The sequence below is a fragment of the Frankia gtarii genome (genome assembly GCF_025403375.1).
GTDB classification, from domain to species: Bacteria; Actinomycetota; Actinomycetes; order Frankiales; family Frankiaceae; genus Frankia; species Frankia gtarii.
This window is the reverse complement of sequence record NZ_JAMPTM010000224.1, coordinates 1-10,862: the sequence shown is the minus strand read 5'-3', so window position 1 is coordinate 10,862 and position 10,862 is coordinate 1. Positions and strand designations below refer to the sequence as shown.

The window sequence follows — 10,862 nt, the reverse complement described above, 5'->3', positions numbered from 1 at the left end:
GAGGTGGAACGCGAGATGTCCCTTGAAGCTGATCGTGGTCGCGTGCAGGGTGACCTCGTCCGCCTCCCACGCCCACTCCGCGGCCCGGTCCAGCCAGCCACGTGCCGCCGGCCAGCGGCCGGTGGAGATGTGCAGCCAGCCGGCGAACTCGGCCCACTGCGCGCCGATCTCCACCAGCGGCCCCCGCACCCGCCCCGACGCCTCGCCGATCAGCCGCTCCACCTCGCCGAGCTGCGCCACGACCGGGACCAGCAGCCGGGCCGAGCCGATCAGGTCCTCAGTTGCCCGCTGCTGGGCCAGGATCGCCGCCAACGACGCCACCACCCGACCATCCACTCGGCTCGGCCGGGACACCGCACGGCGCAGCCGCTCCTCCTCGTCACCGTCGAGAAACCCACCGCCGGCAGCCACGGGCCGCGCCACACCGCCGTCGTCCTGCTCGCGACGGAACAGGTCATAGGCCACCGGGCCGACCCGATCCACCCCACGCTGCCCCGGTACACCTCGCGCGCCCGCATTCCCATGGGCCTGACGGTCGGAATCCGCGGTGTCCCACCGCATGCGGTTGAGTAGCAGCCGGTCCTGCGGGCTGAGCCGCTCCCGATCCTCAAGGTCCAGAAGGCGATGAACATCGGTGCCGTACACGGCAGCGAGCAGCGCGAGGACCTGCGGAGTCGGCCGGCGCCGATCGGGAAACGGCCAGTTCTCCACCTCACTCAACCGCGGGCCGCTCATCACCGGCATGCCATCTGGATCAACGCCGGTACGGCTGGCATGGGCGTTGATCTGGTTGGCGGCCTCCTGCAACGTCCACCCGAACGCATGACGAAACGCCGCCCGGGGGCGCAGCCGGTAGCGGCGGGCGAACTCGACCGCGGCTTCCTCGTGCGTCATCCCGACCGCCCGCATCCGCGCACGCAGCTCGTTCTGCTCCACCCGCAGGCTCACCTTCACCACGCACCCCACCTCCGTTCCATGCCCGGTGCCGCGCCGGACGGCCGTACCGCACCGCACCGGCACGGATCACTTCCACCGTAACGGGACCGTCACCCACTCCATCGCCGCCTTCCTACTCCGCCGAACCTCGCGGGGTTAGGCGTGCCGTCGTCGCACCGGGACAGCAGGTGACCTGCCCCTTGATCCCGCGGACACCATGCAAACGGGAATGAGCTCCCCGCACCTCGTCGGATAGCGCCTACCGGCGCGGTGGTACTACGTCCCGCCAGATACGACACACTGCGATTGATCAGTCTTGCGAAAAAGGTTGCTGGTGGTTGTGGAGTGCCGCGTAGGGCGTGAGGGTGTCAGCATCGGACGTGATCGGGCGGAGCTGGGGGTGTGTTGATGTTGGAAGAAGCGGAGGAGATCGGCCGTCGCGCCAAGCGTGCCCGGCTTCGGTTGGGGATGACCCAAGCTGATCTTGCTGCAGCTCTGAAGCGTAGCCAGGGCTGGGTCTCCAAGATGGAGCGTGGCTTGATCGAACTGGATCGGGTCGGTCTGTTGAACAAGCTCGCGGCTGAGTTGCATATCCACCCCAACGACCTAATTAGACGCCCTTACACGAGCTCCCCGGCGGAGAACCAGTGGCAGGCTGCCGCGTCCTCGATTGTGCGGGAGCTGCGGCGCTACGACCTGGCGCCGGTGTTCGATGGGACGCCCCGTCCGTCACGGGTGTTGTGGGGTGAGATGACCCGGCTCCACCGACTGCGGGACGCCGCAGCGAACGTCGCGATCTTGCGGACCCTGCCGGACTTGCTACGGGAGGCCAGTGCACTGGCGGAGGTGTCGACCGGACGAGAGCGCGAGGAGGGTTTCGCGCTCTACGGGGTGATGTGCAAGTTCGGCCACACGGCGGCCCACTCGCTGGGACACCCCGAGCTTGTGGCGATGGCATGCGACCGAGCGGCGTGGGCCGCGGGGCTGTCGGCCGATCCGGTGCTGCCCGCTGTCGCCGACTGGATGCGGGCGTGGGACATGTGGGCGACCGCCGACTGGGCCGATTCCCTCGCATTGCTGGACAAGGCCCTGGTGGGTCTGGAACCGGCCCACGATCGCGGTGACCAGCTCGCCGTGCGGGCCTGGGGGTCTCTGCACCTTCGGGCCGCGGTCTCGGCTGCCCGAGCTGGCAATCCCGAGCAGGCGATCGACCGGATCGCGTTTGCTCGGTCCGCTGCTGATCGGGTCGACGCCGAAACCGGTCCGCAGGTCTATGACCGGCATTCGCTAACGTTCTCCAGCGGGAACGTCGCGGTGCACGCCGTGTCGGTGGCATTGGAGATGGGGGATCAGACTCGCGCGCTGGCGCTCGACGCCCGTACGGACCCGGCTGTGATTGCTGCCCTGCCCAACTCCCGACAGGGCCACCATCATCTTGACCTGGCACGGGCCTGGTTGTGGGACGGCGACCGGGACCGGGCGTTGACCGAGTTGGAGTGGGCGGAGCGGCTTGCCCCGCAGCTGGTTCGCAACCATCCGATGGCGCGATCCACCCTGCGTTCCCTCGTCTACGCGGAACGCGCCGTCACCCGGGAGAGGCTGCGGCGCATATCTGACCGGTTTCACCTGGACGGATGACCCGCATATTCCCCTGACTCATATTCGGGTTCGGCGGGAGCCCTACCGTCCCCGGCATGACCACATCGCACGGCGGGCCGGGGGCGGCGGACGTCACGCTGCGGTCCTGGCCTCGGCTGGGGGATCTGGCCCTCGACACCGCACAGCGTGGCCGGGTTGGCGTGATCGTGGGCGTGCCCGGCGAGGAGGGTTCCGACTGGCTCACCTACCATCTGCGGCCGATTGGCGGTGGCACAGAGTGGTCGGCGGCTGCTGACGCGTCGACTCTGCAGCCCGTCCCCTCACCCGTGACCCACGCCACCGCGCTGGAAGGCCCGGTCCATGATCGTCCGGGCCGACACTGGGCGCTCAAGATCCGGGTCCACCACGAAGATGGTAGCGAGCAGAACTGCCCGCTGATCCTCGCTGAGGACCAGGCGTGGCGATTGATCGCCCAGATCCGCGACCAGGCGGCCTCCCGGCAGGGCTGGACGGCAGCCGACATACTCGCGGACACCGACGAGCCGCCGGACGATCTTCCGCATGTGGCAGCGTTTTTGGAGGACCTGCGGGAAATCGGCGAAAACTGTGCGAGCGCGGCCTCGGCTGCGTCGGCGCCCGCGGCCTTTTTCGCCTGGCTGGCGTCCACGCTGCCGGTCACATCCGCGGCGTCTTTGGTCATCACACATCTCTTGCCAGGGCAGATGGAATTCTTGTCCGCTCTCGGCCACACCACCAGGATTGCCGCCGTTTTACCCAAACCGAAGTCAGCCAACGAGTTCGTCTTGGAGGAGACTGCACGGGTTTACCGGTGCGACGAGCTCGACCGCGTCCGCTTCGCCGACCCGGATTGGCTCGTCGGCTACATCCGGAGTCGTGCCGAGGGTCGCCGTGTGGTGCTGGTTGACATCGGTGGCTACTTCGCGCCTGCGCTGCAGGAGCTGTGTGTGCGGTTGCCGGGACAGGTCGCTGGGGTGGTCGAAGACACCGAGAACGGGCAGCGTCGGTATGAAGCGTTGCCGGAGTTGCCGTGCCCGGTCTTCAGCGTGGCCCGCAGTCCACTGAAGGAACCCGAGGACCGGCTCGTGGGTCAGGCGATCGTGTTCTCCGTGGAGACGCTGTTGCGTCATCTGGGCGAGGTGATGCAAGGCCGTCAGGCATGCGTGCTGGGGTATGGGAAAATCGGTGCCGGGATCGCTGCCGCGTTGCATTCCCGGCATGTGCGGGTCCTCGTGTTGGACACCGACCCGGTTCGCCAGGCACAGGCACTGTCGGTCGGGTACGCGTCGGCGGATCTGACCGAGGCGCTCGCCTGCTCCGATCTGGTTTTTTCCGCGACCGGTAACCGGGCTCTTTCGGCCAAGCATCTTCCGCTGTTGAAGGAAGGTGCGTTCCTGGCGGGGGCCACGTCCCGTGACGACGAATTCGACCTGGGCGGCCTGCTTGAGCCCGGTAGCGGCTACCTCCGTAGCAGCATTCTCCCTGGCGTCTCCCGCATCCGTTCCCAGAACGGACGGTCGTTCTTCCTGCTCGGCAACGGCAACGCCGTGAACTTCTTGCACACCTCGGCGATGGGATCGGCGATCCACCTCGTCAAGGCTGAAATGACCGTGGCCGCCGCGCTGCTGGCCGAACAGCCGCACCTGCCCGGCTTCTATGAGGTGGCCCCGGCGCAACGTGCGTCTATCGCCGCCGCATGGGTGGACATGTTCGGCCCACGTCCTGGGAGGCATCTGTGACCGGCCTCGATCTCTACGGAGTCCACGTTCCGGATCGCGCTGCCGTCAACCTGCCCGCCGGCGATCCGCGCCGGCACCACCTGGATGTCGCCACCCGCCCGGCCTCCGTGCGGGGCCGGGCAGGGCGGATGGATCTGCGCGGCGGGCTGGCCCGGCCCGTGGGGCGGAAGCGTGACCGGATGACTACCACGGCGGGGGTGGCGCGGTGAGCAACCCGCTCACGCCGATCGTGTGTTGCCTAGACGACCGGTACGCCCGACCGCTGTGTGTACTGATGGAGTCGCTGAACGCAACCGGCGCCCATTCCGACGTGCAGGTGCTGGTACTGCATGACGAGCTGGCAGCCGCTAGCCGGGAGCGGGTGCGATGGCACGCCGACCGCTTGTCGGTGAACATCGCTTTTCACCAGGTCGTTCCGTCGGCGGCCGGGCCAGTGTCGGGCTGGGTGTCAGCGGCGGTCTATCTACGGCTGGCGATCGGCGACACGCTCGGCTACCGCGGCAGGGTTCTCTACCTGGATGTCGACACGCTGGTGCTGGCGGATCTGCGTCCGTTGCTGCTCGCCTCTCTGGAGGGTGCCGCGATCGGTGCGGTCCGCGACCCGCAGAACCCGGTCATCGGGGCCGGGATCGCCTTGCCCGGCTGGGCGGAGCTGGGGTTGCCGGCCGGCCGTGACTACTTCAACTCCGGCGTCATGCTGCTGGACCTGCCTGCATGCGAACGCCAGGAGGTGTTCTCCCGCGCTCGCGGCTTCCTGGCCGACCACCCCGAACAGGCGCGGCTGTGGGACCAGGACGCGTTGAACGTCGCCGTCGACGATCAGTGGTGTCGGCTGGACCGCCGCTGGAACACCTTCGCTCTCTCGCCGCTGGCCGCCCAGCCCACCTACCGCCACGACGACGCAGAGCCCTACGCGCCGTTGGCGATGCTGCTGGCCGACGAACCGGATGCCTCCATCCTGCATTTCGCCGGGCCGGCCAAACCGTGGCGCGAAGGCTACCCGCCGGGACGGCCTGGGGATCTCTACCGTCAGTTCCTGCGGGCCGTGGAGGAGGCCGAATCCGATGGCCGCTGACGCCCTGCGAGCCGTTGCCTGGACCTGCGCGGTGAGCCTCACGGCCCGGCACACCGTGGGAGCCTGGCAGTTGGCCCGCACCCACACCTGGCTTCGTGACGCAGGCTCCCATCCGTTCGAGCCGTCCGCAGGAGCGCGGTGGCCTGAAGTGCATGTCATCGTTCCAGTGCTACGCGAACAGGCGCATGTCGGCACGGCGCTGGCCTGGTGGAAGACGATCCTGCCGGCCTTTCCCGGCATGTCATTGACGATGGTGTCCACCGCGCGTGAGGAACACGAACGGGACCTGATCGCCCGCGCGGTCAGTCGCAGTAGCCGATTGCGAGCGGCGGAATTCCCGCAGCTCTCGGTGGAGGAACTCGCGGCGTTACGAGCCGCCCGGCGGGCATCCACGGGCGGCAACCTGCCCGTCGAGATCGCTGCCACGGTCCTCGCCCGAACACCCCTGACCCGGGAGGTGATCGGTCAGCTTCTCACCGACGCGCCCCACAAGAGAGTCCGCCACGTCACCTATCCCGGGCTTGGCCGCAAAGCGGCTCAGGTGAACTACGCCGCCCGCGGGTTGCCGCCCGGCGGATACCTCGCGGTCTACGACATCGACTCCAGGCCCACCGTCGAGGACCTGACCGTGGTGTACGCGTTGCTCTCCTCGCGGCGGGGCAGACCGTCCGTTGTCCAGCAGCACGCCCTGCACGCCGCACCGCAGGCCGCTGGCCGTGGGTTTGCCCGGGGGCTGGTGCGTGGGTCGGCGACGCTCCAATCGGTGTGGACGTTGCGCCGCGAGATCCCCTACGCCCGCCGCTACCACGCCGGCACCCTCAGCCGTCGTCCAGCGGCTCTGCTTCGGGCGGGATTGGCACAGCCCGTCGGCCATGGCCTGTTCGTTCGAGGAGACATCCTCGCCGAGATCGGCGGACTCTGCGAGAGCAGCGTGCTGGACGACGTGCCCACCGGGGTGCCCCTCACCCTGCGCGGCATCCCCACGGCGAGCGTCCCCCGAACAACGACCGTTCCATCGCCGGCCTGCGTCACAGAGATCATCTCCCAGGGCCGCCGGTGGTTCGGCTCCTACCTCGACTACCCGACGATCCTGCGTGCGGCGGCGCGCACCGGTGACGGGACCCGTCGCCACCGGTACCTGCTCGCCGGGATCGCCACCTACCGGGCAGCCGCCTGGCTGGGTGCCGGCCCGGTCACGGGGGTGGCCCTCGTCACCGCCGCCGCGCCCAGGTCCGGCCGGGCGCTGCAGGCGACCGCAGGGGCCGGACTTGTCCTCACGGCCGTGGTTCCGGCCGTCCTGACCGCCGAGACCCGCTCAGAACACACGTCGGCGGGCACGGTCGGGCGGGACTGCGTCGAGCTGCTGGCCGCCTACCTGCTGCGCAGCGTCGGCCCCTGGCTGGCGGTCGCCGACGCCCTGCTCGGCCGTCAGCACGCCACTACCACGCCCGCTCCGAAAGCCCACCGCGACAAGGGAACACGATCGTGATCATCGGTATCGAAGGGGTGTCGTGCACGGGCAAGACCACGCTCGCGCTCGCCTTGGCCGCCCGCCTCGGCAACACCAGCGTCGTGTCCTGCTACTACCAAGCCGCGCCGGACCCGTCCGCGCTGTCGGCCCGACCGGTCCGTGACGAAACCGACCAGCTCGCGCTGCTGGCTGTCCACCTGGACATCGAGGAACTCCGGCAGCGTCGCGCCCAGACGGCCGCCGACGGCGGCTCCCATGTGATCCTCGACCGGACGGTCGACACGCTACTGGCTCACGTGCGTGCGGTCGGCCTCATGCAAGGGCTGGATGCCAACGCCACGGCCCGAGCGCTGGTCTGCCGCCAGGTGGACCGAGGTCTGGCGGTACTGCCTGCGGTGACCCTGCTCCTGCAGGCCGATCATCAGGTGGTAGCGGCGCGTGCCCGCGCCCGGGTCGGGATGCCGTCGCTGTACTTCGACGCGGACTTCACCCGCGGGTTCCACACCCACTTCGCCGATCCGCTCACCCCGACCTGCCTGCCCGTCAATGCAGCTCCCGCCGCCGGTCAGGTACTCGACCAGGCAATCAGGCTGCTCACCCCGTATTTGGAAGGTGCGCGGTGAACACCCTCGTCCTCGGGTGCGGGCTGATCGCGAAGCGGTGGGTCACCCACCTGGCCGCTGACCCTCGCATCACCATCACCGCGCTGGCCGACCCCGACGTGAACGCCGCATCCCGTCTCGGTCGACGGGGCGGCCTGGTCGATGTTCCGGTCTTCCCGAGCCTGGAAACGGCGCTCACGGCAACCAGGCCGCAGATCGTCGTCAACCTGACTCCGGCCGACATCCACGCCGCCGGCACGCGCACGGCCCTGGAACACGGGGCGCACGTCTTCACCGAAAAGCCGCTCACGCTGAGCCTGGATGACGCCGTCAATCTGGTGGAGCTGGCCCGCGTGCAGGGCCGTGTGTTGGCCGTCATGAGCAACCGCGGCGACGACAGGCGGTTCCTGGCTTTCTGCCAGGCGGCCCGGACGCTCAGCCCAGGCCCGTACACGGTCAGCACGGACATGTTCGTGTCTCTTCCTGCGGCCGGATTCCGGTCCCGGCTACCCCATCCCGCCATCCAGGACCTGGCGGTGCACGCCTTCGACCAGATCCAGCACCTGATTGCTGCCATGGCCGTCTCCGTGACCTGCGTCGAGACACCGCTGCCGCTGCCCGGCGGCCACTGCTCCACCGCCTCGGCGCACTTACGGTTCGCCGACGACTCGGTGTTCACCTTCCATGGCGGGTTCGCCGGCATCGGGCAACGGACCAGCGCCGACGGGCACTGGAGGATCGACCTGCCCACCGGCGACGGGTGCCGCTGGGATGGCCAGCGGACCATCACGACCCTGGGACCCGCCGGGACAGCCAGCACCGAGCTCGAACTCCCCGTCGACGGCCACGGCCCACGCATCACCGCCATGATCGATGCTGTCCACGGTGGCCCGGCCGTCCCTACCAGGCTCGGCTCCATCGCTCTGCTCGACGCCGCCCTGCGTTCGGCGCGCTCCGGTGCCCCCGCCCACGTACGGCAGGTGCAGCCGTGAACTCGGCGGATCGCCCCCCGGCCGAGGGGCTCGCCGCCCGGATTCGCGCCGCGGGCGTCGCTGTGGACCGGACCGGCTTGACACCGGGCGCAGGCGGCGCCGACAACACCGTCTTCACCGCCCGCGCCATCAGCGGCGAACGTCTGATCATCAAGGTGGCGCTGGCGCCCCCGCCCAGGTACGCGACCGCCGCCTGGGCTGCCCAAGTCCTGGCCGCCCAGGGCATCCCGGCACCCCAAGTGCTCTGGCACGACTCCACGGCCTGTGTCGAGACCCGTTGTCCCGGCCTTCCCCTCGGTGGCACGGCCCCGGGCACACCCTCGGCGTGGGTGCTCCGCGCCGCCCAGCACGCCGGAAGGCTCCTGCGCCGCGCGCACGGCATCACGGTCGGCGGGTACGGCAGGCTCACCCCGACCGGCAGCGGGCCGTACCGATCACTCCTGGACTCGCTCCGCCCGCGGACAGCTGGGCGGCTACCCGTCGACCCCAGCGGCGGGCTCGCCGCCTCCGCCCGTCAGATCATCACCAGCCATCTGTGGCGCCTCCGCGACACCGGCCCTCATCTGCTGCTGGGCGACTGTGCGGCCCGGCACATCTTCTACGACCCCGACACCACCACGACCAGCGGATTCATCGACCTGGAAAGCGTCCGCGGCGGGGATCCCCTCGCCGACCTGGCCGGATTCACCGTGCAGGAACACCCGCACCTGAGCCTGGCGCTGATCGAGGGCTACTTCCCCGACGGCATCAGCGTCGACGACACCTGGGCGCTGACCGTGCACCGTGCCCGCATCGCCACCTCCCTGCTGCTGTTCCACCTCACCCGCGGCCAGCAGCAACCCGCGGCCCTTCTCGCCGCTGTTCTCACCGCCGACCTGTCAGCGATCACTGCCGAGACCCCGACCGTTCTCCCCGCCCTACGGCCTCAAGGAGCTCCCTCATGGCCCTGATCCGCACCGCATCCGCCCAACGTTGGACGCCCGGCAACCGCCCGGCCGGTTGTCTGGCGCACTCCGCCGGACGGTTCCGGCTGCGCGCCGACGGCACCAGCCACTTCGACCGGCACCACCACGACTTCGACGAGTTCTGGTTCGTCGCCTCCGGCACGGGCGTCATCCGACTCGGCGACGCCGACCACGACGTCCAGCCCGGCGACATCCTCTACACCGCGGCCGGTATCGAGCACGACGTGCTCGCCGTCACCGGCGACGCGGACCTGTACGTGTTCTGGCTGTCATGGGCTCTGCCTGACGGGGCCAGCGGCCTGCACCTGCACCGCATCCCCGCCGATGCCGCCGGGCACCGCGTCCCGTACCGCCCAAGCGCATGAGGGACGCCCAGCCGAGGGTGACCTTGCCCTTCCCCCGCCGCCGCAAGTACGGCGATGCCGAGATCACTGCGGTCACCGCGCTCCTGCGGTCGGGGTCGCTGTCGGAAATCGGCCGGGGTCCCGCCTGCACCTCGTTGGAAGACGCCTTCCGCGCGTTGACCGGCACCGACCACGCGCTGTCGTTCAATTCCGGCACCGCATCGCTGCACGCAGCGCTGCATGCGGTCGGCGTCCACCCCGACGCCGGAGTGGCGATGTCACCGATGACGTGGATCTCGGCGATCACCGCCGCGTTCCACGCAGGAAGCCACCCCGTCTTCACCGACCTCGCCCCGGACTCGCCCAATCTCGACCCCGCCCAGCTCAACACCGGGCAGCACTCGGCGGTCCTGGTCACGCACGCCTTCGGCATCCCCGCGCCCATGGAGCAGTTCACCCACCTGCCCGACCCGGTCGTGGAGGACTGCTCCCACGCCCACGGCGCCCGCTACCGGAAACGCCCGGTCGGGTCTTGGGGGAACGCCGGCTGCTTCAGCCTTCAGGAATCCAAGGCGGTCTCCGGGGGCGAAGGCGGCGTCCTGACCACCAACAGCCGCACTCTCTACGAGCGCGCGATGACGGTCGGGCACCATCCCACCCGACTCGCCGCCGAACTCGCCGACCCCGACCTGCTGGCGCTGGCCCCGGCAGCAGCCTCCTACAAGTACCGCATCCCCGCCCTGGCCGCAGTGATCGCCACCGAGCAGGTCCGTACCCTGTCCGACCGGATGGCTACCTGCGCCGCCAACCTGAGCTACCTCACCCAGCTCATCGAGGACCGCGACCTACCGCTCCAGCCTGTCAGCGCGCCGGAGGATTCGGTACGCGGCTGGTACGGGGCGCCGTTCACCCTGCTCACTCCGATCACCGACCCCGCCGCCCTGCTCAGCGCCTGCAAAAACGTCGGCGTGCCCGTCCGGGCGCTCTACCCCGACTGGCTGTCGACTCCGCTGCTCCAACGCCCCGACCTGATCGCGGCGTACTGGCCCCACCTGCGCGGCCGATGGACCCCACCCCACCCGGCGGACTTTCCCCGCTACCAGCAGTTCCGCAACCAGACC

General features: G+C 69.7%; 11 protein-coding genes. 10 read left to right on the top strand and 1 reads right to left on the bottom strand.

Translation table 11 applies throughout. From position 1 onward, the window contains the following. Nucleotides 1-909 (bottom strand): helix-turn-helix domain-containing protein (locus NBZ83_RS24610; protein WP_438803335.1); only part of this gene is annotated, 909 nt, incomplete at its 3' end. Nucleotides 910-1,344: 435 nt separating this feature from the next. On the opposite strand from NBZ83_RS24610, the gene NBZ83_RS24605 reads away from it, so the two are divergent. The 10 genes from NBZ83_RS24605 to NBZ83_RS24560 all read left to right on the top strand — a co-directional run. Beyond that, on the top strand, nucleotides 1,345-2,574 hold the full coding sequence (locus NBZ83_RS24605) for a helix-turn-helix domain-containing protein (RefSeq protein WP_256790314.1): 1,230 nt from the start codon (nucleotides 1,345-1,347) through the stop codon (nucleotides 2,572-2,574). Nucleotides 2,575-2,630: 56 nt separating this feature from the next. Beyond that, on the top strand, nucleotides 2,631-4,292 hold the full coding sequence (locus NBZ83_RS24600) for an adenosylhomocysteinase (protein ID WP_256790315.1): 1,662 nt from the start codon (nucleotides 2,631-2,633) through the stop codon (nucleotides 4,290-4,292). Next, a complete protein-coding gene (locus NBZ83_RS24595; RefSeq protein WP_256790320.1) occupies nucleotides 4,289-4,501 on the top strand; it encodes a hypothetical protein in 213 nt (70 codons plus the stop codon). The genes NBZ83_RS24600 and NBZ83_RS24595 overlap by 4 nt, the downstream gene beginning before the upstream one ends. Continuing rightward, entirely contained in the window at nucleotides 4,498-5,367 is an 870-nt protein-coding gene (locus tag NBZ83_RS24590; RefSeq protein ID WP_256790323.1) for a glycosyltransferase family 8 protein, read from the top strand. The genes NBZ83_RS24595 and NBZ83_RS24590 overlap by 4 nt, the downstream gene beginning before the upstream one ends. Beyond that, nucleotides 5,357-6,856 carry a hypothetical protein gene (locus NBZ83_RS24585; protein ID WP_256790324.1) on the top strand — a complete coding sequence of 500 codons (1,500 nt, stop codon included), beginning with the start codon at nucleotides 5,357-5,359 and terminating at the stop codon, nucleotides 6,854-6,856. The genes NBZ83_RS24590 and NBZ83_RS24585 overlap by 11 nt, the downstream gene beginning before the upstream one ends. Then, entirely contained in the window at nucleotides 6,853-7,461 is a 609-nt protein-coding gene (locus NBZ83_RS24580; protein ID WP_256790326.1) for an AAA family ATPase, read from the top strand. Before NBZ83_RS24585 ends, NBZ83_RS24580 begins: the two co-directional genes overlap by 4 nt. Next, the gene (locus tag NBZ83_RS24575) at nucleotides 7,458-8,432 is read left to right on the top strand and encodes a Gfo/Idh/MocA family protein (RefSeq protein WP_256790328.1); all 975 of its coding nucleotides are present in this window, start codon (nucleotides 7,458-7,460) and stop codon (nucleotides 8,430-8,432) included. Before NBZ83_RS24580 ends, NBZ83_RS24575 begins: the two co-directional genes overlap by 4 nt. Further along, nucleotides 8,429-9,382, top strand: a complete 954-nt coding sequence (locus NBZ83_RS24570; protein ID WP_256790330.1) for a phosphotransferase family protein — start codon at nucleotides 8,429-8,431, stop codon at nucleotides 9,380-9,382. The genes NBZ83_RS24575 and NBZ83_RS24570 overlap by 4 nt, the downstream gene beginning before the upstream one ends. Next, nucleotides 9,373-9,762, top strand: coding sequence for a cupin domain-containing protein (locus tag NBZ83_RS24565; RefSeq protein ID WP_055752546.1), 390 nt, complete (start codon nucleotides 9,373-9,375; stop codon nucleotides 9,760-9,762). The genes NBZ83_RS24570 and NBZ83_RS24565 overlap by 10 nt, the downstream gene beginning before the upstream one ends. Before the next feature lie 17 nt (nucleotides 9,763-9,779). Further along, the coding region (locus NBZ83_RS24560) for a DegT/DnrJ/EryC1/StrS family aminotransferase (RefSeq protein ID WP_261575884.1) at nucleotides 9,780-10,862 on the top strand (1,083 nt) is incomplete at its 3' end.

What these genes read in the sequence shown, in the direction of transcription:
- NBZ83_RS24605 (WP_256790314.1), top strand. Translation starts at nt 1,345, where the DNA reads ATGTTGGAAGAAGCGGAGGAGATCGGCCGTCGCGCCAAGCGTGCCCGG.
- NBZ83_RS24600 (WP_256790315.1), top strand. Translation starts at nt 2,631, where the DNA reads ATGACCACATCGCACGGCGGGCCGGGGGCGGCGGACGTCACGCTGCGG.
- NBZ83_RS24585 (WP_256790324.1), top strand. Translation starts at nt 5,357, where the DNA reads ATGGCCGCTGACGCCCTGCGAGCCGTTGCCTGGACCTGCGCGGTGAGC.
- NBZ83_RS24565 (WP_055752546.1), top strand. Translation starts at nt 9,373, where the DNA reads ATGGCCCTGATCCGCACCGCATCCGCCCAACGTTGGACGCCCGGCAAC.